Genomic DNA, 26,752 nt, shown 5'->3' with positions numbered 1-26,752 from the left:
TCTGAATTCAAGTGTTAAGCCCGATCAGCGCCACTGTTCGGGAATCGCGTAACTGACGGTGAGATACCGGCCGTTACGCTCAATTTCAATATCGACTTGAGGTTGCCCCCGCCAACTGTCTAGCAAAATTTTATCCTGTTCTATGTCGCCCAGCGTTTGGCCATTAATAGCGGTAATGACATCGCCAGCCTGCAGGTTAACCGCATTCAGCATAGCGTTTGTGCCGTCATACACGTAGCCGGTGCTGCTGTCTTGCACCGGTCGTAAACCAAAGGGCGCCAGCGCCACTACGCCTTTGCTGTCAAGCCTGGCACGGGCGTCGTCCAAAAAACTGTTGGCCAATTCTGACCTTTGACCACTCTGTTGCGCAACCTTTTCAATGCCTGCGCCGCGAGTTGCCAGCAACGGATCTTCGAAGGTCAGCGTTTCATACTGGCCATTACGGCGAATAAGAATGCGCCCGGACTCCACTTCCATCAATTCAGCATTGCCAGGCAAGGCATCACCTACCCGGTAATAAGCGGCGTCACCGTTAGCCTTTGCAACTATAGCACCGGAACTCTGTAGTTGCCGGCCTACCAGCACCCCAGACAGGCGCAGCTGCAAGCCCGTTTCCGGAGCTTGGCGCTTGGCACCTTCGGCTACGCCTTGCGCCGAAGGTGCGCTGCCAAACAGGCTATAGCTGGCCACCGGATACAGACCGCCGGCTGCGCCTATGTTCAGGGCATCTGCAGCTTGCGGCCGCGACATCGACTGCTGCGGAGCTAACATCAACCAGGTTAGCTGCGCCGCGATAAATCCCAGGTACAGCACCAGCGCTAGCAGCAACCCGTTTGCCAGGCGCAACGCCAAAGGTGATTTTTGAGCAGTAACCAAAGCCATTCAACGGGCTCCCTGCAATAACGGTTGGCGCACCCGGAACACCACATCACCCGGCTGCGCGGTATCGGGCCAGGGCTGCCCGGCCAGGTCCAGCATGCGCCTATACACCTGCAAGTCCAGCATCCCGGTCCAAAGCACACTGGCGATGGCAGCGGGCCCGCTGCCATCGCTCGCCGCAATCATCAATTCCAGTCCGCCATTGGTGGGTTCCAGGCTGGCCTGCATCGGCGGGAAGCTGGCTTGCCCAGTGCTGGCACCCATTGGCCAACTCACCAGCCCTCCGGGCCATTGGCCCAGGCCACTGGCAGACACCACACGGTTATCCTGCCACTGCAATTGAAAGCGCTCAACGCTAACCGTACCGGCAATCATGGCACCGCCGCTTTGGCGAATCAAAGCCTCAAACTCATCCACCACCAAAGTGCCGCGGGCGGTCACGGTTGCGTCACCTGGCCAGGCCAGCGTGACCTTTCCTTGCAACTCCGAACGCGCGCTGTCCAGTTGCCAGTTAATGGGCGCTGCCAGCTCGTTCATCGGCCAACCCAGCTGCCATTGCAGCCGCAGGGGGTAACCACTCACCACCACCGCTGCCGCACCGCTCAACCAAGAACCAGACACCTGAGTAACGCTAACCCCCGGCGGCAACTGTATTTGCGGGCGCAGCTGCTGCCACGCAAAGCTTGCGGGCAATAATGCCAGCAGGGCCAACACATAAACCAACAACCCAAGCACCAGTAGTAAAATCACTTTACCGGGGCGAAAAAAAGGCTTGGTGGCACTATCAGTAAGCATGGCGTTCAGAGTAACCGTTAAGAGTGATCATTCAAGATGACTAAAGTTGGCAGCAGAGTCTAACAAAGGCGGGGCTTCAGGTCCTAAGCAAATGGTTAAATTCGAGGCCATAAAAAACCCCCGACGGTGGCCGCAGTTTTATGCGAAGCACCATTCGGGGGTTTTAAACTATGGGTATAGCAGGCTGGCCGCTGTTAACCAGCGGCCAGGGGCATTACATCATGCCGCCCATGCCTCCCATTCCACCCATGCCGCCCATATCGGGCATGCTGCCTCCAGACTTCTCGTCTTCTGGTTCGTCGGCAATCATCGCTTCGGTAGTGATGATCAGGCTGGCTACGGAAGCTGCTGCCTGCAGCGCAGAGCGGGTGACTTTGGCTGGGTCAAGAATACCCATCTCCAGCATGTCGCCGTACTCTTCGGTGGCGGCGTTGTAGCCGTATGCACCGGTGCCTTCACGTACTTTCGCAACAACAACAGAGGCTTCGCCGCCGGCGTTGTATACGATCTGGCGCAGAGGGGCTTCCATTGCGCGGCGCAGAATGTTCACACCGGCTCTTTGCTCGTCGTTGGCAACGTCTACGTTATCCAGAGCCGCCAAAGCGCGAATCAGGGTTACGCCGCCGCCAGGCACAATGCCTTCTTCAACCGCTGCGCGGGTGGAGTGCAGTGCGTCTTCAACGCGGGCTTTCTTTTCTTTCATTTCTACTTCAGAACCGGCACCAATCTTGATAACGGCAACGCCGCCAGCCAGCTTGGCTACACGTTCCTGCAGCTTCTCTTTGTCGTAGTCTGAGGTGCTGTCTTCGATCTGCTTACGGATTTGCTCAACGCGGGACTGAATATCAGCCTGTGCGCCGGCACCGTCAATAATGGTGGTGTTTTCTTTGGTCAGGTTCACACGCTTGGCGGTACCCAGGTCGTCCAGAGTGGCGTTCTCCAGGCTCAGGCCCACTTCTTCGGAAATCACAGTACCGCCAGACAAGATGGCGATGTCCTGCAGCATTTCCTTGCGACGATCGCCGAAACCAGGCGCCTTCACAGCGGCTACTTTCACAATGCCGCGCATGTTGTTGACGACCAGAGTAGCCAGCGCTTCGCCTTCAATGTCTTCAGCGATGATCATCAGCGGCTTGCCCGATTTGGCAACAGCTTCCAGCACCGGCAGCAATTCGCGGATGTTAGAGATTTTCTTGTCTACCAGCAGGATGTACGGGTCATCCAGCTCGACGCTCATGTTGTCTTGGTTGTTGATGAAGTACGGCGACAAATAGCCGCGATCGAACTGCATACCTTCAACTACGTCCAGCTCGTCTTCCAGGCCACGGCCTTCTTCAACGGTGATAACGCCTTCTTTACCCACGCGTTGCATGGCGTCAGCAATCAGCTGGCCAATGGTTTCGTCGCCGTTGGCAGAAATGGTCGCTACCTGGGCAATGCTGCGGCTGTCGTCGCAGGGCTTGGACATATCACCAATCGCTTTAACCGCAGCGATAGTGGCTTTGTCGATGCCGCGCTTCAGGTCCATCGGGTTCATGCCGGAAGTAACGGCTTTCAGGCCTTCGTTAACGATGGCTTGGGCCAGAACGGTAGCGGTGGTGGTGCCGTCACCGGCTGTTTCGTTGGCCTGTGAAGCAACTTCCTTCACCATCTGCGCGCCCATGTTTTCGAACTTGTCTTTCAGTTCGATTTCTTTGGCTACAGATACGCCATCTTTAGTGACTACAGGTGCGCCGTATGACTTTTCCAGTACCACGTTACGGCCTTTGGGCCCCAAGGTGACTCGTACTGCGTCGGCCAAAACGTTAACGCCTTTAACCATGCGCTTGCGTGCGCTGTCACCAAACTTAATTTCTTTAGCTGCCATGTCTTCTGTTCCTATCCGTTAAACCGAAATGATGAAATCACCGGGTTAATGAGAATGTGCGCAATATGCCAGAGCTTTCAGATCACTCAAGCACGCCGTAAATGTCGCTTTCGCTCATGATAAGCAGGTCTTCGCCGTCGATTTTCACGGTGTTACCGGCATACTGGCCGAATACCACGGTGTCACCAGCCTTAACGGCCAGAGGACGAACTTCGCCGTTGTCTTGAACGCGGCCATTGCCCACAGCGATGACTTCGCCCTGGGACGGCTTTTCTTTAGCATTACCGGGTAGCACGATGCCGCCTGCGGTTTTTTCTTCTTCTTCTTTACGGCGCACGACAACACGGTCGTGTAGCGGACGAATTTTCATTGCTCGAATGCTCCAATAGTCAGATTAAATGTGGCAAAAACAGTTGCTAGAAAAGAGGGCGAACCCGCTTGTGCACTGCCCTGCCGGGATTACCCGACCTGCTCGCCTGCTAACGTATCAGCGGCTGCCTGCCTGCGGTGAACTTGTGAAGGGTATTTGGGGTAATGCGTAGGGGTTTTCAACGCCCACCAGAAAAAAATTTTACTTTTTATCAATGCGATCGTGGTGGGTTTCAGTTTCGTCGCGGTATTCGCCTTCGATGATGTCGCCGTTGGCGTCGCGGTCAAACGGTTTTTGGCCCCCGAACGGACCCTGCTCCCCACCAAACTGACCGGGCTGGCCATTAAATGAGAAGCCGCTAGCAGAGCCAACTATCGTCAGCCGCTTGATGACCTGCCCCACCAACCATTGGCGGGTGAACGGCAGCAAACACATAAAACCGAAGAAATCCGTAATAAACCCCGGCGTTAACAGCATCGCGCCACCGGCCGCCAGAATCAGCCCCTCGGCCACTTCCTGAGCAGGCAACTCGCCAGAATTCATGCGCTGGCGGGCCCTTAGCAGGGTGGCCAGGCCCTGCTGCTTAAGCAGCCAGGCGCCCAGAATCGCCGTCAGGAATACCAATGCCACCGTCTGCAAGGCACCGATCATGCTACCTACCTTTATCAGCACAACCAGCTCTGCAACGGGCACAGCAACAAATAGCAACAAAAAAAATGGCACCGAACTCTCCTTCAAGCGTAATTTCGATAGCAACGTACAGATAACGACCTGTTATACTACTTCGTAAAATACCTATAAATGTTTAGCGGGCACACAGTATCCGCAACCGTACTGTTAACTCACTATTTTAGGGCAAATTATGATACTTCAAGATTCCGTAGTAGTAATAACTGGCGGCGGCCAAGGCCTTGGCCGTGCCATGGCTGAATTTCTGGCGACCAAAGGCGCCCGTCTGGCGCTGATTGACCTAGTACCGGAAAAGCTGGAAGAAGCCGTTGCCGCCTGCAAGGAAGCTGGGGTTGAAGCAAAAGCCTACGTTTGCAACGTAGCGAAAGAGGAAGACGTTGAAAAAACTTTCGCGCAAATCGCTGAAGATTTTGGTCAGCTTAACGCGCTGGTCAACAACGCCGGCATTTTGCGCGATGGCCTGATGGTTAAAGCAAAAGACGGCGAAATCGTTAAGCGCATGGAACTGGCAAACTGGCAGGCCGTGATTGACGTGAACCTGACCGGCGTATTCCTGTGTGGCCGTGAAGCCGCCACCCAGATGATCAAAACCAACAGCCGTGGTGCGATCATCAATATTTCATCCATTGCCCGCGCTGGCAACATGGGCCAAAGCAACTATTCCGCAGCGAAAGCCGGCGTAGCCGCACTGGCCACCGTATGGGCCAAAGAACTGGCCCGTTACAACATCCGCAGCATGGCCATTGCACCAGGCTTTATCGAAACCGATATGACCGCGTCTATGAAGCAGGAAGCTCTGGAAAAATTGTGCGCAGGCATCCCCGCCAAGCGCATGGGCCAGCCTTACGAAATCGCCCAGACCGTCGCGTTCATTCTTGAGAACGATTACGTCAGCGGCCGCGTCATTGAAGTCGACGGCGCCATGCGTCTGTAGCTAAGTAGCTAAAAAATCGCCTAGACTGGCTAAAATACTTTACAAAAAGTGTAATTGAAGCTTAAATGTAAAGTATATTAGCCAGCCGAGGTGTATTATGGATTATCAAATCTTAGGTCAAACCCTCTCGACACTGCGCCAGCAAAACGGCGTATCCCAGCAAACGCTGGCAAACCACCTCGATATTTCCCGCGCTACAATTAACGCTCTTGAAAATAACCGATCAGGCGACATTGGCATCCGCAAAGTCATGAAAATACTCGATTACCTGGGCAAAGAGCTGGTTATTCGAGATAAATCGCCGTTCCCGACATTTGAGGAGCTGCGCGATGGCCAATGAACTCAATGTGCGGGTGAACGGCACGCAGGCCGGCACACTGTTTCAGGAAGCTGGCGGCTGTATTTTTCGTTATAACGAGTCAGCGCTTTCCCATCAGTTTGTGTCGCTGTCTATGCCCGTACGCAAAAAAGACTACAGCCATCACCGCCTACCCCCTTTATTCGAAATGCATCTGCCAGAAGGCTATTTGCTCTCCATCATCAAAAAACAATTTTCCAAAATCACCGACACCGGTGACTTCGGGCTACTCACATTGCTGGCGCCCAATATTCGCGGCCGCGTTGAATACGCAGGCAACAAGTATTCTGAAAAACCGTCGCTCAACCTGGACACATTACTGCATTCGGCCAATCCGGATTTGTTCGAAGAACTGGTGACACGTTTTGCCCTGCGCTCGGCGTTGAGCGGTGTGCAGCCCAAGGTTTTGGCACAACTCGAAAACAAAGCGACTCTAAGCTTGGAGGATTTCATCGTTAAAGCCTGGGGGCATGACTACCCTGCCCTGGCGCTGAACGAGTACTGCTGCATGCTGGTTTGCCAATACGCGGGGGTTTCCGTGCCGGAGTTTTACCTGTCTGACGACGAATCGCTGTTCATCATGAAGCGATTTGACCTGAATGACGACGGCACGGCCCTAGGCTTTGAAGACATGTGCGTACTCCAGGCAAAAACCCGCGACGACAAATACGACGGCAGCTACGAGCAAGTCGCCAAAACCATCAAGACCTTTGCAAGCCCTGCCCATAAGCAGGCCTCTTTGGAGCAGTTCTTCAAAGTCATCGTGCTTAGCAATGCTTTACAAAACGGAGACGCCCATCTCAAGAACTTTGGCATGCTATACACTGACATCAACAACATCCGCCTGGCGCCTGCTTACGATGTGGTGTGCACTACCGCTTATATACAGCAAGACATTCCTGCGCTGACGCTCACTGGCAGTAAGAAGTGGTTTTCCCGCACACATCTTGAACGATTTGGTGTGCAAGCCTGTGATTTGAGTGCGTCCCGCGCCGGGGACTTGTTTGAAGAGTGCCTGAATGCACTGGGGAGACTGTTGCCCTACCTGACCACACGGCTGAACCAGAATCCCGACAGCGACCAGTTCAGGGTGTTGGAACATCTGCAAACTCTGATTACCAACCAAATCGCGACATCGAAACCCGCCCGTTAACCACTGCGACGCCTTCTTCGCGTAAGCGGCTGACTTGTTCCTGATAGGTCTCTGAGCCTGGCGCAAAGGCGATCTGGCCATTACTGCGGATTACGCGATACCAGGGCACGCTGTGGCCTGGTGGAAGCTTGCCCAAGGCTCGGCCGATGTAACGAGCTTGCCGGCCCAGGCCTGCCATGGCAGCGACCTGGCCATAACTTGCTACTTTGCCCGGTGGTATTGCCAGCACTACCAACCAGATCTTCTGGTCTTTGCTGGGTTCAACCACGCCTCCTTCTGAAGGACTATCCTTCATCGCCCTACTCCCTTGCTGTCTCGCTCGCAGGTCCATCCTTGCGGCCCGAGTTGTCCGGCGCCAGCGCATCAAGGCGCTTACCATGTCGCATCATTATCAGGGTCAGCACAATGGCCGGCACGCCCAGCAATCCCGCCACCAGGAAAAACTCAGCGTAGCCGTAGCTGGCCACCACCATGCCCGAGAAACCGCCGAGGAATTTTCCGGGCAAGGTCATCAACGAACTGAACAGTGCATACTGGGTAGCCGTGAAGGAAGCGCTGGTCATGCTGGACAACCAGGCAATCAAGGCCACGTTGGCGATGCCGCCGCTTAAGTTATCAGCGCTGACCACGATGGCAAGAGTTGCAAGATTCGGTGGATATTGAGCCAGCACCACAAACAGTAGATTGGTTAACGCCGTCATAATGGCGCCCAGCAGCAATATACGCCGCACGCCGTAGCGTATTACCAGCAGACCGCCCAGCAGCGAGCCGCCTATTGTCATGAAAAATCCGAAGATTTTTGTGACGTCGGCGACTTCGGTTTTGCTGAAGCCCATAAAGGTCAAATAAAACGGATTGGCCATCACGCCCATGGCAATGTCGGAAACGCGGTACAACGCCACCAACAGAAGTATGGCCACCGCCAGCTCGCGATAACGTTGGAAAAAATCCACAAACGGCCCGGCAATCGCCACGTAAAACCAGCTTGCGAACCTGGCCAGGCGTGGCGGAAGGTGGGTGTGGTGGGCCGCCTGCAGCTGAATTTTTTCGGCAATATCCTGCGCGGCCTTAAAATGATTGACGGTCGGCTCACGCACAATGAGCACCGTCGCCATGCCTACGCCCACCAGCGCGGCCATCACCTCGTAAGACACCTGCCATGACCAGAATTCCGCCAGATACAGGGCGCCGGCACCGGCTACCAGTAACGCCAGCCGGTAACCGAATATGTAGGTGGCGGCCAGGGCCGCTTGCAGGCGTTGTTCGGCGATTTCAATACGGTAAGCGTCTATGGCCACGTCTTGAGTGGCAGACGAGAACGCCACCAGCAGGCCACACAGGGCCATCATTTCAGGCGCGCGAGTGGCATCGGTGTGGGCCATCAAATACAGGCCAGCGGCTATGCCTACCTGGGCCAGCAACATCCAGCTGCGGCGTTTGCCCAACAGCTTATCCAGAACGGGCAGCTTTAGACGGTCGACCACCGGCGCCCAGAACACTTTTATGGAATAGGTAATACCCAGCCAGCTGAAAAAGCCGATGGTGGCGGTTTCCACGCCCACATCTGCCAAGCGGGCGTTCAGCGTGGAAAACACCAGCAGAAATGGCAGGCCAGCCGAAAACCCCAGAAACAACAGGGCAACCACTTGCCAGCGGGAATAAAGTCGGAGGGTTTCCCGCCAGGCGGCCCGCCGGGGTTCAGCAGAAATGATGAGCCGCCTTATTCGCGGAAGTTGTTAAATTGCAGGGGCACGTCCAAATCGGCTTCGCGCAGCATGGCCATGGCTTCTTGCAGGTCATCACGTTTCTTGCCAGTTACCCGCACCTTGTCGCCCTGAATGCTGGACTGAACCTTCATCTTTTGGTCTTTGATCAGTTTCACGATCTTTTTGGCCATATCGGTTTCAAGGCCTTGCTTCAGTTCCAGGTGTTGCTTCACCAACTTGCCGGCTTTGCTTTCACCGTTTTCCGACAGCGCGCGGCCATCAATGTTGCGCTTGGCGAAGGCCATACGCAGCATGTCCAGCAGCTGCTCCAACTGGAATTCTTGCGGGGCGCTGATGGTAATGCCTTTGTCGTCCAGCTCTACATCGGCGTCTACATTTTTGAAGTCCCAACGATTGCCAAGATCGCGCTTGGTTTGGTCAACCGCGTTGGTCACTTCGTGCATATCGATTTCAGAAACAATATCAAAAGAAGGCATAATCGTTATTCTCCAAAACCTGAGGCGGGTATACCCACAACGTAAAATAATGGTGAGCAAGCATACCAAGCCATAGCTCTCCCCGCACCTGACAATGGATGAATAGGCAACGCGGTGCGAATTACACCTCAGACAAGGTCTAGAACATTCTGCACCAGCTTTTTAAGAACAATCACTTGATCGACTGTCGCTATCAGGGGTTTGAATAATGACGGTTTAATTAAACCTGCCTGCCCCCAGTCAGCAATCATAGCTTCGCCGTAAGTCAGGGGATCCTTAATCCGGCTGGTTATCGCCAGCAATATGACATCGGGGCGGTAAGCCTGATAGGAAGTGGAGCTGAGAATTACTGCGGGGCGCTTTAAGATTGGTAAAAGGAAAGCCAACAAGAACGACATTCCCAAATTCATAACTTGTCGTAGGCTGAATCATCGTCATTATCCCATACCTTCTGGAAAGGAGCCTCTGCCCCTTGCGCGAAGTCCTTGCGCATGTGATGTTCTCGATCTTTCTGGCTTAAAAAATCAATAAAGTCTTCCACCTCCGACAAGCGACCCGACGGAAGATGCTCAAGCTTTTTAATCAACTGCTGAACCCGGCTTTCCATCATGCCTCCCGCTAGCTCAGTTGCTTTGAATTAGTATCACACAACGTAAGTCAAAATTCCTCGAAGAGTTCGGGCAAATTAAAGTAAAAATTCCGGCCGGAGCAACCGGGGCCGGCAGAGCCGGCCCGGAAGTATCGCGCTATCTTCCAGTCGCCAACTGAAACTTAAAGCTTGCGACCTTTGCTGGCGGCAATGCGCAAGCGCAGAGCGTTTAGCTTGATGAAGCCTTCGGCGTCTTTCTGATTGTAAGCGCCTTCGTCTTCTTCAAAGGTGGCAATCTTCTCGTCAAACAGCGAATCGTCTGACTTACGGCCGACTACGTCTACGTTGCCCTTGTACAGTTTCAGGCGCACGGTGCCGTTAACGTAGGCTTGGGTCTGGTCAATCAGTGCCTGCAGAGCTTCGCGTTCTGGCGACCACCAATAACCGTTATAGATTACCTCGGCATAGCGCGGCATCAGGCTGTCTTTCAGGTGCGCTACTTCGCGGTCCAGAGTCAAGGACTCAATGGCGCGGTGAGCGCGCAGCATAATCGTGCCACCCGGAGTTTCGTAGCAACCGCGGGACTTCATGCCCACATAACGGTTTTCTACGATGTCCAGGCGGCCAATGCCGTTGTCGCCGCCAACCTTGTTCAGGTGCTCCAGCACCTCGTGGGCTTTCATGGCCTGGCCATCTACGGCAACAATATCGCCTTTGGCGTAGGTGACTTCAATGTAGGTCGCGGTATTTGGCGCTTCTTGTGGCGAAACACTCCAACGCCACATGTCGTCCTCGGCTTCGCACCAGGGATCTTCCAGGTTCATGCCTTCGTAGGAGATGTGCAGCAGGTTGGCGTCCATGGAATAAGGCGATTTGCCTTTCTTCATGTCGACCGGAATGTCGCGTTCGGCGCAGTAGGCCAGCAGTTTTTCGCGGGAATTCAGATCCCACTCGCGCCAGGGCGCGATGACTTTTACGCCGGGCTTCAGAGCGTAGGCACCCAGCTCGAAACGCACCTGATCATTGCCTTTGCCGGTTGCGCCGTGGGAAATGGCGTCGGCACCGGTGGAGTTGGCAATTTCAATCAGACGCTTGGCAATCAGCGGGCGGGCGATAGAGGTACCCAGCAGGTATTCGCCTTCATAAACGGTGTTGGCGCGGAACATGGGGAATACATAATCGCGCACAAATTCTTCGCGCAGGTCTTCAATGTAGATTTCTTTTACGCCCAGCGCCTTAGCTTTTAACCGCGCCGGTTCTACTTCTTCGCCCTGGCCGATATCAGCCGTAAAGGTAACCACTTCACAACCGTAGGTGTCTTGCAGCCACCGCACGATAACCGAGGTATCCAGGCCACCGGAATAGGCCAGTACTACTTTGTTGATATCAGACATGCCCTTGCTCCAGACTAAAAAGAAAAACAGATGTTCAATAGGAAGGGCGCATATTGTACGGGAGAGTCTTTGAATTGGCTATTGACTCCCAGCGCCGCGTACATACACTGTACGTATGATTAAATTCGAATGGAATCGAACAAAAGCCGCCTCAAATGAGAAAAAGCATGGAGTAAACTTCGAAGAGGCACAAAGCGTGTTTTTCGATGAGCTTGCCGTCCAGTTTTTTGACGAAGAAAACTCAGTTCATGAGGACAGGTTTATTATGCTGGGAACAAGCGCCCTAGGCAGGCTAGTACTTGTCTGTCACTGTGAGCGCAAAGGAGGCAGCGTAATCCGGATAATTTCAGCAAGGAAGGCAACCGTTACAGAACGCACTCATTACCATGGTGGCCTGTCATGAAAGCAGAATACGATCTCTCATCTATGAAATCGCGGCCCAATCCTTATGCGGCACGGCTGAAAAAGCCGATAACTATGAGGCTGGGCGAAGACGTACTGGATTATTTTAAAGAAATGGCCAGCGAAACCGGCGTCCCTTATCAGACCCTGATTAACTTATATTTAAGGGACTGTATGGCTAACAAACGAACCATAGACATTCGCTGGGATTGACCTGATCCCCAATTGCACAAGTCCCCACCCCTATAAGTGAAGCGGGGGCTTTCCGCACAAATCAAACAGCCTGGGCCTGGGCAACCACTTCGCTGCGAATGCCGTCCCAGCCTTCTTTTACGGCGTGCAGCAGGCTAGCCACTTCGTCCAGCTTGGCAAGGTCGTTTTTGGCGTTGGCTTCAAGTAAGGTGCGCTCCATGTAGTCGTATAAGCCTTCCAACCTTACAGACAACTCGCCGCCTTTTTCAAAGTCCAGAAAGCTGCGCAGCCCTCCAATAATCTCGATAGCCTTACTAATCAGCTTGCCTTTGCCCTCAAAATCTTTGGCCTGCATGCGGGCCTTGGCCATATTGATACGCTCTAGCGCACCGTTGTACAAAAGCTGAATCAGCCTGTGCGGGTCGGCATCGGTGATGCTGGTTTGGGTGTTTATCTGCTGGTATGCTTTTAAACCTTTCATTGGTAACCTCGTTTCTCGCCGGCTGCGCCGGACTTATCAAAGCGTTAGCCGGAATGACTACTTGTTGAAATTCTGCGGTGCCAGCGCTTCAAGCTGCTGGGTTACGAAATCGCGGGTGTTGTTAAGCTGGGAAATCAGCGAATCGGCGGCGCTGAATTGTTTTACCAGGCGCTCGCGGTAGGATTCGATGCGCACTTCCAGCTTTATCTGGTTTTCTTTAACTTGTTCCAGTTCGCGGTTCAAGCTGCTGGTGCGGGATTCCAGCCTACCCTCTGCACCTACAAAGCTATTCACCAAATCAACGGTGTTTTTACCCAAGCCCTGGACAAAATTGATAGAACCGCGGGAACCGGTCTGGTCACCTAGAATGCGGACTTGCAAGCCCGATGCCGGACCGGAATCGCTACCCAGGAACAGAACCTGGCCATCACCCTCTGCAACCTTGCCGCCAATGGTGCCGGCCACATTTTGGCCAGTGGTTCCACTAGCGCCAGTCAGGCCAAAAGCATCAGCATCTTCTTGCGAGCTAATACTAACGTTGGATTCAGAGCCGTATTTACCGGATGTAAATACAAGCTTATTGTCACTGTCCAGCGACACCTGTACCGATTCGCCAGAGGCGTTCAGGGCTGCGTTACTGTTTAACTGGGCCTGAATGTCGTCTACCAGCGCCTGAGCCGTAACACCCGTGCCCTGAGTAAGCTTCAGGTTTACCGTAGTTTCGCCATTGACCGTTAGTGCAAACTCATCGTTTGTGTCCGTCACATCAACTGACGATGCCAATGCAGAGCCCGCAGTCAGCTGGCCCCGGGTAGCCGCCTGGGTAACATTGATATCGTACCGGCCCGGCTGAGTGCTCAATCCACTGCGCACAAACTCCACCTGGCCATCGGTCGTTCTGCCCTGCTCGGCAAACAGCGCGGTTACATCGTCCGGATTGTTCTTGAGCTGGGTTTCGAAAATACTGCGATCAAACTCCAAAGTGCCGGTATTCGGATCGGTCTTTATGCCCACGTCGGCCAGGCTGCGCACGTTGGCGTTTTCCAGCCCGGGCACGACACCGGTCAGCACTTGCCGTAGCTGGCTCTGCAGAGCCCGCACGGTGCTGTCGCCAGTCAACAGACTACCGACGCCCGCTTCGGCATTAAAGCCCGCCAGGCTATCGATGGTGACCTGCAATGCGTTGAACTTTTCAACAAAGCCCTGAACACGATCGGTAACGGCACCCACGTCCTGGCTGACTTTGACGGTGGAAGTGCCAATGTCCTTGATGTCGAACGACAGACCATCAATCACATTTTCGAAACTGTTGGTGGAACGGGTAACGTCAATACCGTTGATGCTCATAACCGCATCGGTAGCGACGATACTTTCTCTAAAACCCGTTCCTGCTCCCGCTTCGATACTGGCGTCAAAGGCAAATCGGGAAAGGTCGGCGCCATCGGCATTATCGCTGTCGGCGGCCGTGATGCTCATCGCATTAGCCGTACCGGTTTCATCTGCTGACAGCACTAACTGAAAGCCATTACCCGTATCAATAACGCCGGCGGACACACCCACACCCGCATCGTTAATAGCGTTGGCAAGACCTTGCAAAGAATTGTTGCTGCTGTCGATCGTGATGTTGGCGGTTTTGTCACCCACGGCGATGGTCAGTTTGCCTTCGCCCACGGAGGTGGTGTCGCGATCGGCGAACACGTCTTGCGATGCCAATGCCTGAGCGGTGGCCAAGCTGGTGACATCCAGGCTATAGCTGCCGCGACTGGCTTTGGCGCTGTCTACCGATACACCGATATCTTCATTGGATGAGGTAGCGGAAAAGGCCTTCAGGTTGCCGGCAGAACTTAGCTGGCGCATGGGCAAGCGCAGCTCGGTGACGGCACTGCGCAACTTGCCATAGGCAGACAGCATCGCCTCTGACTGCTGGGTTTGCCGGGTAAACCGGTTGTCAGCAGGTGCGCGCTCTGCCTTAACCAACTGATCTACCAAGTCTGACGTTAACACGCCAGAGCCAATTCCCAGTGATGAAATATTTGCCATACCAATGCCTCCTTGAAGGCGCCAATCACTTCGTACTTTGGTTAACGGCCGCAAGCGGCAAAACTTTGCCCCTCTCGGCAAATATATTTCTGGGGCCGGGGACCAGGGGACAGACTTCAAGTCTGTCCCCGCCTTACCTTACCGCCTTACCGAGACCGGGGACGGACTTAAGTCCGTCCCCTACCTAAAACCAGAGCACCGCCAGCCCATTAAGGGTGCGGCGGTGCTGAATAATCATTGCCAACATCAAATCAAAAGCGGCAACTCTTTACACTTTTTATACCTTGATGTTAAACAACGTCAGCGGTTCGTCCTGCTGCAATTTCTCTGCCAACCTTAACGCTAGCTCATCAGGTATTTGCCGAATCACTTGCTGGGTTTTCTGGTCCACCACTCTTACGATGGTCTGGCCCAACTCGCTGTCTACCTCGAACTGCAAATCCCGCTGTACATTCTGAACATAGCTGTTCAGTTGCGATACCGCACTGGTCAGCTGCTCTTTCTGCGATTCAATCAATTCCCTGGCCTGTGTGGCCTGGTCAGCTGCAGTCAGAGTTTGTTGCTGCACCACATTCACATTGCCCACTAAAGGCGAGCCCTTCACGCTCGCGGCGGAACTTTGGCTGACAGCGAAGCTATTGGCAACAGAGCCCGCGGCACGCATACCTTCAGCAGAAGATGACGACAGTGCCCGAGCCGGAACAGCCTCGCCGGAGCGAGCCAGTTTCAGATCCGTACTGTTCAGGGTAACGTCATTCATAGCTTACCTCACTGTACTCAAACGGCTTAAAACCGGAGCCCGAAGGCTCCAGCTGTTACCGCTAACCCCTTACTGCAGGAGGGACAGAACCTGCTGAGGACGAGCGTTGGCCTGGGCCAGAACCGAAATTCCGGCCTGTTGCAATACCTGAGACTTGGCCAGCGCCGCCGTTTCCGAGGCGAAGTCTGCGTCCAGAATACGGCTGTTGGCCGCTGACAGGTTTTCCACTGACGTGCTTAGGTTGGCAATGGTGGACTCAAAGCGGTTCTGGATGGCACCAAAGGTGCTGCGCAGGTCGCTGATTGAGGTCAGCGCCGCATCGACACGCTGGATAGTCGTATTGGCGCCATCCACAGTGAGCACGTCGGCGTCTTGAAGGTTGCCTGACACGGCATTTGCGCCGGTGCTAAAGACGGTGCTGGCACCACCTGTGGCTGCTACAGTGATGGCTTCACCGGACGTGATGGTGAGCACATTATCGTCACCCAACACGGCGTTTGCGTTACCACCCAGTGCCGTGTTCACACCATCCACGAAGGACTGAACCGTGCTGTAAGTGCCAGCGGCAACGGCTAACGCATCGCCATCACCAAACTGGAAGGTGAGTTCGTTTGCGCCCACAACGATTTCCTGAGCAACCACCCCGATCACTTCAGTAGCGCCGGCTGCGGTGCTGGCTGCTACATTCTCAGCCGTCACCAGCGCGGCATCGGTACCAGTAATCGTGAAATTGCCATCAATGTCAGACCCGTCAGTAAGGACAACATTGTCACCATCAGCCGCGGCCGTGAAGGTGGCTGCGCCATACCCGGTTTGGCCCTGGATCGCCGTAGCTAGATCCGCTGCCGAGGTTATATTGCTATCGAGTGTTACAGACAGCACGTTGCTCTCGGGGTCGGTCACTGTGAACGTGATGTTGGCGCTGGTGTTTTCAACGGCTCCAGTAGTAACCGCCGTACCAGTAAAGTTCGTAGTTGCAAACGTGCCGCCTGAAGTGGGACCAGTGGCAGTGGCTACTGAGTTAACGGCGTCAGAAAATGACGTTGACAAAGTCAGATCGGTGCCATCGGTCTTGCTAATCACCAAATCACCGCCAGCTACAGTTCCGGCTTGCGTGTAAGCACCACCAGAATTAGTAACAAAGGCTGCGATGTCAGTATCAAGTTTAGCAGCGGTAGCATCCCCAACCACATTGTCTGACGCCACTACGCCATCGATTGAGAATTGAAAAGCGTCAGTCGTGGTAGTGGAAGCCGCCTGCGTATACGCGCCAGAGACCAGTGAATCCGTTGCTGTGGCCGCCACCGTGCTGTAGTCGGCAATCAGGTTTGTTGCGTCAACGGCATACGTAGCCGCGGAGCCCGTTACCGCGGTAACCGCCTCGGTAATCTGCGTACTCAAATCGGCTGATACCGCCTGGGCGACACCGCCAATAGCATCAGTACGCACGCTGGCGTTAAGATCGAGACCAATGGTTTCACCCACGTTGGCGCCCACCTGGAATACGGCGTCACCGAAGCTGCCGTCGAGTACTTTCAAACCGTTGAAAGCAGTCTGCCCAGCAATACGATTTACTTCTTCAATGCGCTGCTGGACTTCCTCGTTCAGTGCTTCGCGGTCGTAAGAACTGTTGGTGGAGTTGGCAGACTGAACAGCCAGTTCACGGATACGCTGCAGGTTGTTGGTCACCTCGTTCAGCGCACCTTCAGCTGTCTGCGACAGAGAGATTGCGTCATTGGCGTTACGCACAGCAACGTTCAAACCGGAGATTTGCGAGGTAAACCGTGTAGAGATCGCCAAACCAGCCGCATCGTCTTTAGCCGAGTTAATGCGCAGGCCGGAAGAAAGACGCTGCAAGGCCTGATCGTTCATGCCCTGTGACTTGCTCAGCTGATTCTGGGCATTAAGTGAGGCTACGTTGGTGTTGATTCCGAGAGCCATGGTGAATCTCCTTCGACTGTGTAGTCGTTATTGCGTGAAAGAGGTCTGGCGTTCTCTTTTAGTTTGGAGCGCCGCCCTGTTATTTCACTTAACGGCGCAACCCTCGGTTCCTTTAGGCGGATTTCTAAAAACTTTGTAAAAGAATGTAACTTGCTCAAAAAAGCGGCAAGGTGCTGCCTACCTTCCTGCCAGAAAATCGCCACAGCCATCAGGGCCGCAACGCCCATTTTATCACTTTCCCTTTCAAAACAGCTCTCTGGTAGCACTATCTACGTTCTGGCATGGCTTTCGCATTGATTAAGACCAAACGGCAACTATTTGAATTTTGTCGGCCAGGGATTCTGTTATTTGCACCGCCCTGTTCCGGCCTTTAAACAAGCGCAGGGAGACATGCTATGCCTCAAGTCATTAATACCAACATCGCGTCGCTGAACGCACAGCGGAATTTGAACGCCTCACAAACGCAGGCGAATACGGCCCTTGAGCGCTTGTCTTCCGGACTGCGCATTAACTCAGCCAAGGATGACGCGGCTGGCCTCGCCATCTCTACGCGCTTTCAGGCTCAGATTACCGGCCTGAACATGGCTCAGCGCAATGCCAACGATGGTATTTCCCTGGCGCAGACGGCCGAAGGTGCCATGGATGAAATCATCAATAACATGCAGCGCATTCGTGAACTGGCGGTGCAGTCAGCCAACGCCACTAACAGCTCTTTCGATCGTGAGGCTCTGAATGATGAAGTCAAGCAGCGGCTTGATGAAATCGACCGCATTTCTACGCAAACTGCGTTCAATGGCTTGAAGGTACTTGATGGTACGTTTGGTACGCAGACTTTTCAGGTAGGTGCCAATGCCGGTGAAACAATTGGCATTAGTGGGCTGGATTCCCGGGGTAGCCAGATCGGGGGGGTCATTTCTCGAACAGCCAACCTGCTTACCCAACCGCTGGGCTCCGGAGCAGCTGGAGAATTGTCCCTCGACACCTCCGGACTGGATCTCACCGCAACGATCACAGCGGACATTACCCTGGGCGGTGAGGCGCTGACCGTCGACACCAGCTCTGTGGCCAATGCGGGCACGCTGGCGACTGCTATCAACAATGCCATTACCGCCAACGGCAACCTGACAGGCGTAACTGCAGCCGCCTCTGATGACGGCAACTCCATCGTGTTTTCCAACACCACTGATGCCGCCGTGACGGCTGCCGTCACCCTCACCGACGACACCGGCACTAAAGTAACAATAGATGGAACGGATGGAACGCTGGATGCAGCTACTGTTGGAGCAGATACGGATACGTTGGTCACCCTGGCAGCCTCCCGCGATTATTCTGGTGACCCCACGGTCAGCTTTGAAGTTGGTGGCCAAGCAATCACGTTTACGATGGATACTGCCGCTAGTGATGGTGACACTCAGCTGCTAGCTGGACTCAATACCGATTTGGCGAATAAAGGTTTTGATAATCTGAGTGTTCAGATAACAGGTGACAACCTTGAACTGGTCAACTCGTCCACCACCGCCTATTCCATTACTAATGTTACTTCTCCGGCGGCCGCAGGTACTGCCCAGACCGGTACGATCGCTAGCGAGGGAACCCTGACGACGGCAGGGTCGCAGGAACTGGCTGATTTGGGGGCCGACATAGTCTTTACATCAGGGGTTACAGGCTCCTTTGAAGTGGACGGGACAGCAATCGCGTTCACGGTGGGAGCTGATGGTACAAACAATCTCAGCACCGTGATTGGTGAAATCAATACTCAGCTTGCGGCAAATGGTTTTAATGAGCTGACCGCTGTAGCCAGTGGCACAGCCATCAACATTGAAAATGGCAACGTCGGCACATATTCAATCTCCGACTTCACTGCCGCTGACGGCGGCACAGCAAACGGCTCTGTCACCAGCACGACTCCCATCGATGCCGCCGCAGGGCTGACACTCGCCCAAAGCTTTGAAAGCGGCAACAGCGTCACGTTTGACGTCGACGTTGATGGAACAGCGTTTCAGATTGAGGCACGGTCACTCAATGATATCGTCGCGAAAATCAACTCACTGACCGTAGAGACCGGCATTCGCGCCAACCTAAACGCTGCCAATGAAAGTATCATTTTTTCCTCCCCGTTTGGTGAAAGCTACGACGTCTCGATTACAAGCCCCAATCTTCTCAAAGCGGATGGCATAACGCCCCGCATCAACGAGGTCCTGAATGCGACGCCCGCAAACAACACCGTCTCCGTGAACGATCTCGCAATCGACACCGCCGCTGGCGCCGAAGAGACCCTGGTTGCGATCGATTACGCCTTCGACAAGATCAACGGCTTCCGGGCGGAACTGGGCGCCCTACAGAACCGCTTCGAGTCCACCATTGCCAACCTGAGTACCACCTCTGAGAACCTGTCGGCCGCTAACAGCCGGATCCGCGACGCGGATTTTGCAGCAGAAACAGCGGAACTGGCCCGCACCCAGGTACTTCAGTCAGCAGGCCTGTCGGTGCTGGCCCAGGCCAATGCGCGGCCGCAGCAGGTATTGCAGTTGCTGCAGGGTTAATCGCCGAAAGCAGACGGAAAGGCAAAGCCGGGACAGATTTGAAATCTGTCCCCTAGGGCGGATTTGGGACGGATTTAAAATCCGTCCCAGGTCTTACGTGAGAGATTTAAAATCTGCCCCCGTTTTCAGGCAAGTTATTGCGGAACGACGAATTTCTCGACGGCTCTCTGAACAGCTTCGTTCAATCCAAGCCCCTCATCCGCAGCTTTCATCGCCAGCTTCTGATGCAAGTCCCGTCCGATTCGGATATTAAATGATCCCTTGAAAGGCTTGTTCGGCAAAATGCCCATGCTTTCACAATCCGCCAGGTATTCGCCAACCGAGGTCCTGAACTCTGCCTCCAGGCCTCTCAGGTTTTCTGCTTCATAAGTCACCAGATCGCTTATAAAAAGAAGCTTTCCGTAGAGCACACCCTGCTCTAAATCATGCTCTATAGAGCCAACCTGCCCTTTATATTTCATGACATTGCTATTCATAAAAGACCCCACGCTTTTAAAATCTGCACAACATCTTTAACCATTAACGGGCCGCACACGTTCTCTGGATGTGGTCTGTGCAGCTTGATCATTACGCCTCGCTTATCCGGCTCCAGCTGCAGATAGAAGCGCACTCTGGAGCCATTACCCTGCTCTTCTTCAAACCCCAGCGTTAGCAGAAAGCCACGAAGCTCAGACCAGGCTATGTTTTTAGGGGTCGGCTTTCGGAGCAGTCTAACCGCGAACTTTTCCTTGTTTACCATGCGATCATCCTGATCAGGTTTTGCAACTAATATATAGTTGCACTCAAGGTTATGCAACCGCATTGCATGTCGGCCAGTTGGCCGCCAGTTTGACCACCACTACAACACTACAAACGAAACCGGGGACGGATTTGAAATCCGTCCCCTTTTTTTACGCCCGCACAAACATTCCTTCAAACAACGTCGTTCGTCGCATCATTTGTTTATCTGCTTCCCGAAACTCGGCCTGCTCCGGGTTTCGCTCTATCAGGCCGAGTATTCGGTAAAGTTCCAGCATTCTAGCGTCTAGCGCCCATTTGGCCTGCTGCTCCTCACTTATGTAAGCGCTGGGCTGGGCACCACGAGGCAACTGGGGAAAGGCTTTAAGCATGTCCGCCAGGTAGTCCTGCACGGGCCGCCACTGACTGCCATTTTCTGACAGCAACCAGAAACAGAATGGGGCAACGTATTGAACCGCTTCCATTCCTTCACGGCTGTCTATCCAGGCCCAGTTCAACTGTGACAGCGCTGTGGAGAAGATGTCCCGATAAAATGTCAGCCAGCCCTTTTTCGCCAAGCGGGTTTGCGCTGTTTTTTTCAGCAGCAGGTGGCCTTTTTCGGTTTTTGTAAAACCGACAAGCTCCAGCAGCACGCGGGTAAGGTGGACACCCAGAACGTGTTCCTCTGACCGTGCTTTGCCAAATCTGGCCATGGGAAAAACAATCTCCTCGCCACCGGCTTGAATCATGGCTTGAACCTGCTTCAAAGGCAGGTTGCCTTTGCTGGTCAGGCGAATGCCTTTTCCTTCCATGGCGGCGATCAACACTTTTGCCATGCGGACAACCGGCGCGGTATCGAGCACCTGGTTCACGACTTCTGCGTTGAATAGTGGTTTGAATACTGCGGGGCAATTGAAGGGACTTTGCAGAAGTTCATGCATCTGGTTAGGGCTAAGGCCGCAGAAATCGATGGCTGCCATCGGCGGTTCATCATAAGCGTATTGAGCAAACAGGGCATGGCGTTCATGAAGGTCTTCGTTGATCTGATTCAGGTTCACATATTCGGGGTCGAACCACTCGCCGCCACGCCATTCCCGCATCGCAGCGTGCTCGGGATGAGTGGCGTCTTCCATGGCTCCGAGAAATTCATAGAAGCCCGGTAACCCGCCAACATCCTCTGGCGGGCACTGCCGCACGGCTTTGATGCAACGGGGCAGTGGCTCTTCTTGATCGCTCGGCAGGATCTTTTCCAGCTTTACTTCATGCTCCCAACTGTCGCCAAAGTCATACTCGTACATCAGCGCCTGCCCTTCTCTAGCCAGCAGGCTGGAGACCGCTACGGCGGATTCGTCCTCTACGTTCAGCATGCTGTCTTCGTCTTCGGCCAGGTCGCCTAGAAGCGTGCCATCCTGAGCCTGGAACAAATGCAGGTGCGACACCTGCCAGCCCATGGCCAGCTGGATGATGCGGTGAAGATCCTGAAAGGTTGTGTCTGGATCAATCAGTAATCGGCGCCAGATGGGTGGCTGGGCGCCGATGAGTGAGACTTTGATTTGGTAGAGATTGTTACTTTTTTTCGTCACGTAGCCTCCGCAGTTGTAGGTAGAAAGCAGGGACAGATTTTAAATCTGTCCCTCTGTATCAGCGCTTCGTAACCTGACTCTCCATGTAATGCCTCAACAATTTATTAATGCGAGTCTGATACCCTCGTCCTTGCGCCTTAAACCAGACCAGCACATCTTCATCGATGCGCAGAGTCACCGGCTGCTTTGTTGGAATGAGAAGTTCGGCGTTCTGAAAAAATTTATCATCTAGCTCGGAAATATCGCTGGTGTCGATTGCATCGTCTTCCATTTCGGTCAATCGCTTCCAGTCTGTCTTAGATGTTTTGCTCATATAACCTCACCTCTCGTCTGGTCGCTTTTCGGGCAGAAATTATTCGCACCACGCTCTCACGCCTCTCCGTATAAACGACGACGCCAACCATTTCACGCATTAACCCGATCGCTGTCCATCGCTCTTCCCCGTACATAAAGCACTCATCAATCGCTGTCAGCATAGGGTGATTGAACATATCAATCGCATCTCTGAAGTCTATTCCGTGTTTACTGATATTGGCCGCGTTCTTCGAGTCATCCCACTCAAAATACATTACACATCCCTGTAATTACTTTTGTACATACAAATTAACAGGTAGCCCTAAAAAAGACCATCTGTTGCCGCAAATACCAGAGTTGCTGCGCAGTGAAAACCGCCCCAAAAAAGCTCGATTCGGAATCCTCGTCGGGCTTTTTTGTAACTGTTACTGCACTTTTCGAAACCGGGGACAGATTTGAAATCTGTCCCCTCGAGCGAAGTTTGGGATTTGGGGACGGATTTGAAATCCGTCCCCCTATGTATCAGCGCTTTGCAGCCTGGCTTTCCATTCCTGCACTAATCCAATCGCGGCCCACCGTTCTTCCCCATACATTATGAATTGGAGATGAGCATAACGCGTTCACCCTGTTTTCGGGCTCGTCAGACGGAGTGAAATAGGTGTTTCCTTTTATTTAATTTGTATCTATGTATCCGAATGGATACAGTCAGCCTATGAACATTATTCGCCAAAGCAAAACATTCAAAAGCTGGCTGAAGAAGCTGAAAGACCCGATGGGCGTTATCAGCATTGCGCGCCGAATTGAGCGGGCTGAAAATGGCAACTTTGGCGACACCAAAAGTGTTGGCGATTTTGTTAACGAGATGCGTATCCAGACCGTGCCAGGCTACCGGCTGTATTACATCCAGGATGGCGACAGGGTGTATTTCTTACTGGTTGGTGGTGATAAGGCCAGCCAGAATAAAGATATCGAACTGGCCAAGCGCATGGCGGCTGAGCTGCAAAAGTAAGAGGATTTGACCATGGCTATCAACCAAGAAGCGTACAAAAAACACGGTTTCACACCTTTCGATATCACTGAGTTCCTTGATAACGATGAGGTTATCGCGGCTTACTTGTCTGAAGTCATCGAGGATGGCGATAACGATGAACTGCTGAGGGCTCTGGGGCATGTTGCCCGCGCCAGAGGTATGACTGAGATTGCTGGCGCTACCGGGCTGAGCAGAGAGAGCCTTTACAAAGCTCTGAAGCCGGGCGCAAGTCCGCGCTTTGACACCATAAACCGCGTTTTGCACGCCTTGGGCGTTCATTTGCAGGCGGTGCCACCTCCTGTTGGTAAGCAAAACTTTAGGCGTTAGAACCAAGGCTAGACGCACCTTTTGGTGAATCTTTATAACCTCGCACTGCCCCGAAAACCTTGGGGTCAGCGCGGCTCCAGGTAGTCAATCATCAACTGCAGATTGGTTCTGCCGCGGAAGGTATTGGCGTCTGGTTTGTACACCACCCTCACACCCGTAAGGGTGTAGTCCGGCACTTCGGCGCCGGTGTTAAAGGCTATGCCGTCGATGATGTTGCCACCCTCTGTGGGTTGCAACACCAGTTTTAGGTGGTTCTGGCCGACTATGCGCTGGCTGACGACGCTGAATTCGCCGTCGAACAGGGGTTCGGGGAAGTGTTGGCCCCAGGGACCAGCGCGTTTTAGTAAGGCGGCGGTGTCCAGGTTGAGTTCGCTGGCGCTTAGGGGGCCGTCGGTGGTGATGGCGGCTTCCAAGTCTGCGGCTGTTAGCTTGTCGCGTACGGCTTTGTCGAAGGCGTTGGAAAAGGCTTCCAGGTCGCCCGCGGCAAGAGTCATGCCGGCAGCCATGGCGTGGCCGCCGTATTTTTTCAGCAGGCCGGGGTGGCGAGCGTCAACGACCGCTAGGGCATCGCGAATGTGCAGGCCGGGAATGGAGCGGGCGGAGCCTTTTATGTCTTTGCCGTTATCATCCGCTGCGAAAGCAACGGTGGGCCGGTTGGTTTGTTCGCGGATGCGTGCGGCGAGTATGCCGATTACCCCTTGGTGCCAGTCCGGATCAAACAGCGCCAAACCCCAAGGTAAACCTTCCAAATCCAACGACATAGACGCCAGCAAATCCTGAGCTTGGGTTTTCATGCCTTTTTCGATGGTGCGGCGTTCGCGGTTGAAGGTATCCAGCTCTTGCGCCAAGCGGCGGGCTTCGTCTGGGCTTGAAGCCAGCAGGCAGGCGATGCCCACGCTCATATCGTCCAGGCGACCGGCGGCGTTCAGGCGCGGGCCCACTACAAAGCCTAAATCGGTGCTGCCGATGGCCGTGTGGTCGCGGCCTGCTACTTCAAGCAGCGCCAGTATACCGGGGCGAGTTTTGCCCTGACGTATACGGCGCAGGCCCTGTTCTACAAATATGCGGTTGTTGTGATCTAGCGGCACTACGTCGGCCACGGTTCCCAATGCGACCAAGTCCAGCAAAGTGCCAAGATTGGGCTCGGGGTCTGGCAGCCTGCCCTGCTCGCGCAGGTGTTTGCGCAGGGCGGTTAGCACGTAGAACATCACGCCTACGCCGGCGGCGTTTTTGCTGATGAACTCACAACCTGGCTGGTTGGGATTCACAATGGCGTCGGCCTGGGGCAGTTCGTCGCCCGCCAGGTGGTGGTCGGTTACCACCACCAGCATGCCCAATTCGCGGGCGGCGCGCACGCCTTCCACGGCGGCTATGCCGTTATCCACCGTCACAATCAAATCTGGCAGCGGGCCGTCTTCTTGCAAGCGGTAAATAATGCCGGGGGTTAGCCCGTAACCGTCCGAAAACCGGCTGGGTACTTTAAAATCCACGTGCTTTAAGCCCAGCATGCCCAAACCCAATAGGGCGACGGCGGTGCTAGTGGCGCCGTCGGCGTCAAAATCCCCGAGTATCAGCACCCGCTGCTGTTTTTCGATGGCTTCGGCCAGCAATTCTACGGCACGGTCTATGCCCCGTAACTGAAGCGGCGATGCCAAGTGGCGCAGGGTGTAGCTGAGTTGGTCGTCAGAGGTTACACCGCGGGCGGCGTAAAGACGGCGTAATATGGGCGGCAAGTCTTGCCCCCAACCCGGCACGTTGGCTGGCTGGGGGCGACGCAGGATTTTTTTGGGGGTCATGCCGCTCAGGTGTTTTTCCAGTGCTTGGCAATAAAGGCCTGAACGTCGGCAATATTGTTATCCAGCACAGTGTATTTCTCTTCCCGCTCGAACAGGTCGGCCAGATGCGCCGGCAGTTCAGGCCTGGCGCTCACACCAGATGCTGCTATCGCATCGGGAAATTTCGCCGGGTGGGCGGTGCCCAGGGTAATCATCGGTATGCTGGCATCGCGGCGGCAGTTACGGGCGGCGCGCACGCCAATGGCGGTGTGCGGGTCTAGCAGATATGCGTTCTGCTGGAACACGTCGCGGATGGTGTCGCAGGTGTCTTTGTCGTCTACAGCACTGCTGTCAAACAGACTGCGGGCCTGTTTCCAACGGAAGTCGTCGATGCTGACCGGGCCCTTGGAGGCATCTTCCAGCAGCGTTTTCACTGCGTGGCCATCACGGCCGTGCAGATCAAACAGCAGACGCTCGAAGTTGCTGGACACCATAATGTCCATACTTGGCGAAAGGGTATGCTCCAGATGGTGCTGCTCGTATTTGTTGCCGCTCATAAAGCGATGCAGTATGTCGTTGCGGTTGGTGGCAATCACCAGCTGAGAAATGGGCAGGCCCATTTTCCGCGCCAGGTAACCGGCGAAAATATCGCCAAAGTTACCGGTTGGCACCGAGAACGCCATGCTGCGATCTGGCCCACCCAGAGCCAGAGAGGCATGAAAGTAATACACAATCTGGGCCATGATGCGCGCCCAGTTGATGGAGTTCACCGCCGCCAGCTGAGTTTTTCCACCCAGGAATGACTGGTCACCAAAGCTGGCTTTAACCATGCGCTGGCAGTCATCAAAATTGCCTTTTACGGCAATGTTGTAAATATTATCGCCTTGCACCGTGGTCATCTGCCGGCGCTGTACTTCAGACACGCGCTGGTACGGGTGCAGTATAAAGATATCCACGTGTTCACAGCGGCGGCAGCCTTCGATGGCGGCCGAACCGGTGTCGCCAGAGGTAGCGCCCATAATCACCACGTGCTGCTTACGCCGTTCCAGCACGTAATCCAGCAGGCGGCCCAGCAGTTGCAGTGCGAAGTCTTTGAACGCCAAAGTTGGCCCGTGGAACAATTCCAGCACCCATTCGTTGCTGTCGATCTGTACCAGCGGGGCAATGGCCTTGTGGGCGAAAACGCCGTAGGTGTCGTCCAGCATGGTGCGGAAATCGTCGGCGGGAATGGCGCCTTCCACAAACGGGTACATCACCTTAAACGCCAGTTCGCTGTAGCTTAGGCCGCGCCAGCTGCGAATTTCTTCCAGATTGAACTGGGGCAGACTTTCGGGCACATACAAGCCGCCGTCTGGCGCCAAGCCGGTTAATAGAACGTCTTCAAAACCCAGTGCGGGCGCTTCACCCCGCGTGCTGATGTATCTCACGTGCGACT

Annotated in this window: 31 protein-coding genes; 8 read left to right on the top strand and 23 right to left on the bottom strand. The window is 54.3% G+C overall.

Annotated elements, in window-relative coordinates:
• Positions 1 to 24: 24 nt before the first annotated feature.
• The 5 genes from MIH19_RS05535 to MIH19_RS05515 all read right to left on the bottom strand — a co-directional run bounded on the left by MIH19_RS05535 (position 25) and on the right by MIH19_RS05515 (position 4,634).
• Positions 25 to 882 carry a type II secretion system protein N gene (locus tag MIH19_RS05535; protein ID WP_249007916.1) on the bottom strand — a complete coding sequence of 286 codons (858 nt, stop codon included), beginning with the start codon at positions 880 to 882 and terminating at the stop codon, positions 25 to 27.
• Positions 883 to 1,674: a type II secretion system protein N gene (gspN, locus tag MIH19_RS05530; RefSeq protein ID WP_249007915.1), complete on the bottom strand. Its 792-nt coding sequence runs from the start codon at positions 1,672 to 1,674 to the stop codon at positions 883 to 885.
• Between the two features lie 214 nt (positions 1,675 to 1,888).
• Complete coding sequence (gene groL / locus MIH19_RS05525) at positions 1,889 to 3,541, bottom strand: chaperonin GroEL (RefSeq protein WP_249007914.1); 1,653 nt, start codon at positions 3,539 to 3,541, stop codon at positions 1,889 to 1,891.
• An 82-nt stretch (positions 3,542 to 3,623) separates the two neighbouring features.
• Positions 3,624 to 3,911: a co-chaperone GroES gene (gene groES / locus MIH19_RS05520; protein ID WP_007348748.1), complete on the bottom strand. Its 288-nt coding sequence runs from the start codon at positions 3,909 to 3,911 to the stop codon at positions 3,624 to 3,626.
• A gap of 201 nt (positions 3,912 to 4,112) precedes the next feature.
• Positions 4,113 to 4,634: an FxsA family protein gene (locus MIH19_RS05515; RefSeq protein WP_249007913.1), complete on the bottom strand. Its 522-nt coding sequence runs from the start codon at positions 4,632 to 4,634 to the stop codon at positions 4,113 to 4,115.
• 139 nt (positions 4,635 to 4,773) lie between these two features.
• Between MIH19_RS05515 and MIH19_RS05510 the strand changes: the two genes are divergently transcribed.
• The 3 genes from MIH19_RS05510 to MIH19_RS05500 all read left to right on the top strand — a co-directional run bounded on the left by MIH19_RS05510 (position 4,774) and on the right by MIH19_RS05500 (position 7,046).
• Positions 4,774 to 5,535 (top strand): SDR family oxidoreductase, encoded by a 762-nt coding sequence (locus MIH19_RS05510; RefSeq protein ID WP_249007912.1) that lies wholly within the window; start codon positions 4,774 to 4,776, stop codon positions 5,533 to 5,535.
• 97 nt (positions 5,536 to 5,632) lie between these two features.
• A complete protein-coding gene (locus MIH19_RS05505; RefSeq protein ID WP_249007911.1) occupies positions 5,633 to 5,875 on the top strand; it encodes a helix-turn-helix transcriptional regulator in 243 nt (80 codons plus the stop codon).
• The gene (locus MIH19_RS05500; RefSeq protein ID WP_249007910.1) at positions 5,865 to 7,046 is read left to right on the top strand and encodes a type II toxin-antitoxin system HipA family toxin; all 1,182 of its coding nucleotides are present in this window, start codon (positions 5,865 to 5,867) and stop codon (positions 7,044 to 7,046) included. The genes MIH19_RS05505 and MIH19_RS05500 overlap by 11 nt, the downstream gene beginning before the upstream one ends.
• Here the strand turns inward: MIH19_RS05500 and MIH19_RS05495 are convergent.
• The 6 genes from MIH19_RS05495 to MIH19_RS05470 form a co-directional block, all read right to left on the bottom strand.
• Positions 7,009 to 7,341: an MGMT family protein gene (locus MIH19_RS05495; protein ID WP_249007909.1), complete on the bottom strand. Its 333-nt coding sequence runs from the start codon at positions 7,339 to 7,341 to the stop codon at positions 7,009 to 7,011. The two genes, MIH19_RS05500 and MIH19_RS05495, sit on opposite strands and share 38 nt — an antisense overlap.
• Positions 7,342 to 7,345: 4 nt before the next feature.
• Positions 7,346 to 8,692, bottom strand: a complete 1,347-nt coding sequence (locus MIH19_RS05490; RefSeq protein ID WP_249007908.1) for an MFS transporter — start codon at positions 8,690 to 8,692, stop codon at positions 7,346 to 7,348.
• Between the two features lie 74 nt (positions 8,693 to 8,766).
• Complete coding sequence (locus tag MIH19_RS05485; protein WP_249007907.1) at positions 8,767 to 9,249, bottom strand: YajQ family cyclic di-GMP-binding protein; 483 nt, start codon at positions 9,247 to 9,249, stop codon at positions 8,767 to 8,769.
• Between the two features lie 128 nt (positions 9,250 to 9,377).
• Positions 9,378 to 9,659, bottom strand: a complete 282-nt coding sequence (locus tag MIH19_RS05480; protein WP_249007906.1) for a type II toxin-antitoxin system PemK/MazF family toxin — start codon at positions 9,657 to 9,659, stop codon at positions 9,378 to 9,380.
• Positions 9,656 to 9,859: a DUF2281 domain-containing protein gene (locus MIH19_RS05475; RefSeq protein ID WP_249007905.1), complete on the bottom strand. Its 204-nt coding sequence runs from the start codon at positions 9,857 to 9,859 to the stop codon at positions 9,656 to 9,658. The genes MIH19_RS05480 and MIH19_RS05475 overlap by 4 nt, the downstream gene beginning before the upstream one ends.
• A gap of 161 nt (positions 9,860 to 10,020) precedes the next feature.
• On the bottom strand, positions 10,021 to 11,232 hold the full coding sequence (locus MIH19_RS05470; RefSeq protein WP_249007904.1) for an argininosuccinate synthase: 1,212 nt from the start codon (positions 11,230 to 11,232) through the stop codon (positions 10,021 to 10,023).
• A 115-nt stretch (positions 11,233 to 11,347) separates the two neighbouring features.
• Here MIH19_RS05470 and MIH19_RS05465 point away from each other — a divergent pair, with 115 nt between their 5' ends.
• Positions 11,348 to 11,635, top strand: coding sequence for a BrnT family toxin (locus tag MIH19_RS05465; RefSeq protein WP_249007903.1), 288 nt, complete (start codon positions 11,348 to 11,350; stop codon positions 11,633 to 11,635).
• Positions 11,632 to 11,847: a BrnA antitoxin family protein gene (locus MIH19_RS05460; protein ID WP_249007902.1), complete on the top strand. Its 216-nt coding sequence runs from the start codon at positions 11,632 to 11,634 to the stop codon at positions 11,845 to 11,847. Before MIH19_RS05465 ends, MIH19_RS05460 begins: the two co-directional genes overlap by 4 nt.
• 61 nt (positions 11,848 to 11,908) lie before the next feature.
• On the opposite strand, the gene fliS is transcribed toward MIH19_RS05460, so the two are convergent.
• The 5 genes from fliS to MIH19_RS05430 form a co-directional block, all read right to left on the bottom strand.
• Entirely contained in the window at positions 11,909 to 12,307 is a 399-nt protein-coding gene (gene fliS / locus MIH19_RS05455) for a flagellar export chaperone FliS (protein ID WP_249007901.1), read from the bottom strand.
• 57 nt (positions 12,308 to 12,364) lie between these two features.
• Positions 12,365 to 14,347: a flagellar filament capping protein FliD gene (gene fliD, locus MIH19_RS05450; RefSeq protein WP_249007900.1), complete on the bottom strand. Its 1,983-nt coding sequence runs from the start codon at positions 14,345 to 14,347 to the stop codon at positions 12,365 to 12,367.
• A 277-nt stretch (positions 14,348 to 14,624) separates the two neighbouring features.
• Positions 14,625 to 15,107 carry a flagellar protein FlaG gene (locus tag MIH19_RS05445; protein ID WP_249007899.1) on the bottom strand — a complete coding sequence of 161 codons (483 nt, stop codon included), beginning with the start codon at positions 15,105 to 15,107 and terminating at the stop codon, positions 14,625 to 14,627.
• 69 nt (positions 15,108 to 15,176) lie between these two features.
• A complete protein-coding gene (locus MIH19_RS22410; protein ID WP_283164101.1) occupies positions 15,177 to 17,048 on the bottom strand; it encodes a flagellin in 1,872 nt (623 codons plus the stop codon).
• Entirely contained in the window at positions 17,021 to 17,275 is a 255-nt protein-coding gene (locus MIH19_RS05430) for a hypothetical protein (protein WP_249007898.1), read from the bottom strand. Before MIH19_RS05430 ends, MIH19_RS22410 begins: the two co-directional genes overlap by 28 nt.
• A gap of 168 nt (positions 17,276 to 17,443) precedes the next feature.
• Between MIH19_RS05430 and MIH19_RS05425 the strand changes: the two genes are divergently transcribed.
• The gene (locus MIH19_RS05425; protein ID WP_249007897.1) at positions 17,444 to 19,591 is read left to right on the top strand and encodes a flagellin; all 2,148 of its coding nucleotides are present in this window, start codon (positions 17,444 to 17,446) and stop codon (positions 19,589 to 19,591) included.
• A gap of 134 nt (positions 19,592 to 19,725) precedes the next feature.
• On the opposite strand, the gene MIH19_RS05420 is transcribed toward MIH19_RS05425, so the two are convergent.
• The 5 genes from MIH19_RS05420 to MIH19_RS05400 form a co-directional block, all read right to left on the bottom strand.
• The gene (locus MIH19_RS05420) at positions 19,726 to 20,067 is read right to left on the bottom strand and encodes a type II toxin-antitoxin system HicB family antitoxin (protein WP_249007896.1); all 342 of its coding nucleotides are present in this window, start codon (positions 20,065 to 20,067) and stop codon (positions 19,726 to 19,728) included.
• Positions 20,064 to 20,330, bottom strand: a complete 267-nt coding sequence (locus MIH19_RS05415) for a type II toxin-antitoxin system HicA family toxin (protein ID WP_249007895.1) — start codon at positions 20,328 to 20,330, stop codon at positions 20,064 to 20,066. Before MIH19_RS05415 ends, MIH19_RS05420 begins: the two co-directional genes overlap by 4 nt.
• A gap of 151 nt (positions 20,331 to 20,481) precedes the next feature.
• Complete coding sequence (locus MIH19_RS05410) at positions 20,482 to 21,891, bottom strand: plasmid pRiA4b ORF-3 family protein (RefSeq protein ID WP_249007894.1); 1,410 nt, start codon at positions 21,889 to 21,891, stop codon at positions 20,482 to 20,484.
• A 58-nt stretch (positions 21,892 to 21,949) separates the two neighbouring features.
• Complete coding sequence (locus MIH19_RS05405) at positions 21,950 to 22,204, bottom strand: BrnA antitoxin family protein (RefSeq protein WP_249007893.1); 255 nt, start codon at positions 22,202 to 22,204, stop codon at positions 21,950 to 21,952.
• Positions 22,188 to 22,460 (bottom strand): BrnT family toxin, encoded by a 273-nt coding sequence (locus tag MIH19_RS05400; RefSeq protein ID WP_249007892.1) that lies wholly within the window; start codon positions 22,458 to 22,460, stop codon positions 22,188 to 22,190. The genes MIH19_RS05405 and MIH19_RS05400 overlap by 17 nt, the downstream gene beginning before the upstream one ends.
• A gap of 437 nt (positions 22,461 to 22,897) precedes the next feature.
• Between MIH19_RS05400 and MIH19_RS05395 the strand changes: the two genes are divergently transcribed.
• Together MIH19_RS05395 and MIH19_RS05390 are read left to right on the top strand one after the other, a co-directional pair.
• Positions 22,898 to 23,194, top strand: a complete 297-nt coding sequence (locus MIH19_RS05395; RefSeq protein WP_249007891.1) for a type II toxin-antitoxin system RelE/ParE family toxin — start codon at positions 22,898 to 22,900, stop codon at positions 23,192 to 23,194.
• 12 nt (positions 23,195 to 23,206) lie between these two features.
• Complete coding sequence (locus MIH19_RS05390; protein ID WP_249007890.1) at positions 23,207 to 23,542, top strand: addiction module antidote protein; 336 nt, start codon at positions 23,207 to 23,209, stop codon at positions 23,540 to 23,542.
• Between the two features lie 65 nt (positions 23,543 to 23,607).
• Here the strand turns inward: MIH19_RS05390 and recJ are convergent, their stop codons facing one another.
• Both recJ and thrC read right to left on the bottom strand, forming a co-directional pair.
• A complete protein-coding gene (gene recJ / locus MIH19_RS05385; RefSeq protein ID WP_249007889.1) occupies positions 23,608 to 25,338 on the bottom strand; it encodes a single-stranded-DNA-specific exonuclease RecJ in 1,731 nt (576 codons plus the stop codon).
• Between the two features lie 5 nt (positions 25,339 to 25,343).
• Positions 25,344 to 26,744 carry a threonine synthase gene (gene thrC / locus MIH19_RS05380; protein ID WP_249007888.1) on the bottom strand — a complete coding sequence of 467 codons (1,401 nt, stop codon included), beginning with the start codon at positions 26,742 to 26,744 and terminating at the stop codon, positions 25,344 to 25,346.
• Between the last annotated feature and the right edge of the window lie 8 nt (positions 26,745 to 26,752).

This window comes from Marinobacter sp. M1C (assembly GCF_023314135.1).
Taxonomy (GTDB): Bacteria; Pseudomonadota; Gammaproteobacteria; order Pseudomonadales; family Oleiphilaceae; genus Marinobacter.
Note: the sequence above shows the minus strand (reverse complement) of the source record. Positions and strands in the feature narration are given on the sequence as shown.

Bases quoted from the DNA above. Each gene is read 5' to 3' on its own strand.
- MIH19_RS05535 (WP_249007916.1), bottom strand. From the start codon at position 882: ATGGCTTTGGTTACTGCTCAAAAATCACCTTTGGCGTTGCGCCTGGCA.
- gspN (WP_249007915.1), bottom strand. From the start codon at position 1,674: ATGCTTACTGATAGTGCCACCAAGCCTTTTTTTCGCCCCGGTAAAGTG.
- groL (WP_249007914.1), bottom strand. From the start codon at position 3,541: ATGGCAGCTAAAGAAATTAAGTTTGGTGACAGCGCACGCAAGCGCATG.
- groES (WP_007348748.1), bottom strand. From the start codon at position 3,911: ATGAAAATTCGTCCGCTACACGACCGTGTTGTCGTGCGCCGTAAAGAA.
- MIH19_RS05510 (WP_249007912.1), top strand. From the start codon at position 4,774: ATGATACTTCAAGATTCCGTAGTAGTAATAACTGGCGGCGGCCAAGGC.
- MIH19_RS05505 (WP_249007911.1), top strand. From the start codon at position 5,633: ATGGATTATCAAATCTTAGGTCAAACCCTCTCGACACTGCGCCAGCAA.
- MIH19_RS05500 (WP_249007910.1), top strand. From the start codon at position 5,865: ATGGCCAATGAACTCAATGTGCGGGTGAACGGCACGCAGGCCGGCACA.
- MIH19_RS05495 (WP_249007909.1), bottom strand. From the start codon at position 7,341: ATGAAGGATAGTCCTTCAGAAGGAGGCGTGGTTGAACCCAGCAAAGAC.
- MIH19_RS05485 (WP_249007907.1), bottom strand. From the start codon at position 9,249: ATGCCTTCTTTTGATATTGTTTCTGAAATCGATATGCACGAAGTGACC.
- MIH19_RS05480 (WP_249007906.1), bottom strand. From the start codon at position 9,659: ATGAATTTGGGAATGTCGTTCTTGTTGGCTTTCCTTTTACCAATCTTA.
- MIH19_RS05475 (WP_249007905.1), bottom strand. From the start codon at position 9,859: ATGATGGAAAGCCGGGTTCAGCAGTTGATTAAAAAGCTTGAGCATCTT.
- MIH19_RS05470 (WP_249007904.1), bottom strand. From the start codon at position 11,232: ATGTCTGATATCAACAAAGTAGTACTGGCCTATTCCGGTGGCCTGGAT.
- MIH19_RS05465 (WP_249007903.1), top strand. From the start codon at position 11,348: ATGATTAAATTCGAATGGAATCGAACAAAAGCCGCCTCAAATGAGAAA.
- MIH19_RS05460 (WP_249007902.1), top strand. From the start codon at position 11,632: ATGAAAGCAGAATACGATCTCTCATCTATGAAATCGCGGCCCAATCCT.
- fliS (WP_249007901.1), bottom strand. From the start codon at position 12,307: ATGAAAGGTTTAAAAGCATACCAGCAGATAAACACCCAAACCAGCATC.
- fliD (WP_249007900.1), bottom strand. From the start codon at position 14,347: ATGGCAAATATTTCATCACTGGGAATTGGCTCTGGCGTGTTAACGTCA.
- MIH19_RS05445 (WP_249007899.1), bottom strand. From the start codon at position 15,107: ATGAATGACGTTACCCTGAACAGTACGGATCTGAAACTGGCTCGCTCC.
- MIH19_RS22410 (WP_283164101.1), bottom strand. From the start codon at position 17,048: ATGGCTCTCGGAATCAACACCAACGTAGCCTCACTTAATGCCCAGAAT.
- MIH19_RS05430 (WP_249007898.1), bottom strand. From the start codon at position 17,275: ATGGGCGTTGCGGCCCTGATGGCTGTGGCGATTTTCTGGCAGGAAGGT.
- MIH19_RS05425 (WP_249007897.1), top strand. From the start codon at position 17,444: ATGCCTCAAGTCATTAATACCAACATCGCGTCGCTGAACGCACAGCGG.
- MIH19_RS05420 (WP_249007896.1), bottom strand. From the start codon at position 20,067: ATGAATAGCAATGTCATGAAATATAAAGGGCAGGTTGGCTCTATAGAG.
- MIH19_RS05415 (WP_249007895.1), bottom strand. From the start codon at position 20,330: ATGGTAAACAAGGAAAAGTTCGCGGTTAGACTGCTCCGAAAGCCGACC.
- MIH19_RS05405 (WP_249007893.1), bottom strand. From the start codon at position 22,204: ATGAGCAAAACATCTAAGACAGACTGGAAGCGATTGACCGAAATGGAA.
- MIH19_RS05400 (WP_249007892.1), bottom strand. From the start codon at position 22,460: ATGTATTTTGAGTGGGATGACTCGAAGAACGCGGCCAATATCAGTAAA.
- MIH19_RS05395 (WP_249007891.1), top strand. From the start codon at position 22,898: ATGAACATTATTCGCCAAAGCAAAACATTCAAAAGCTGGCTGAAGAAG.
- MIH19_RS05390 (WP_249007890.1), top strand. From the start codon at position 23,207: ATGGCTATCAACCAAGAAGCGTACAAAAAACACGGTTTCACACCTTTC.
- recJ (WP_249007889.1), bottom strand. From the start codon at position 25,338: ATGACCCCCAAAAAAATCCTGCGTCGCCCCCAGCCAGCCAACGTGCCG.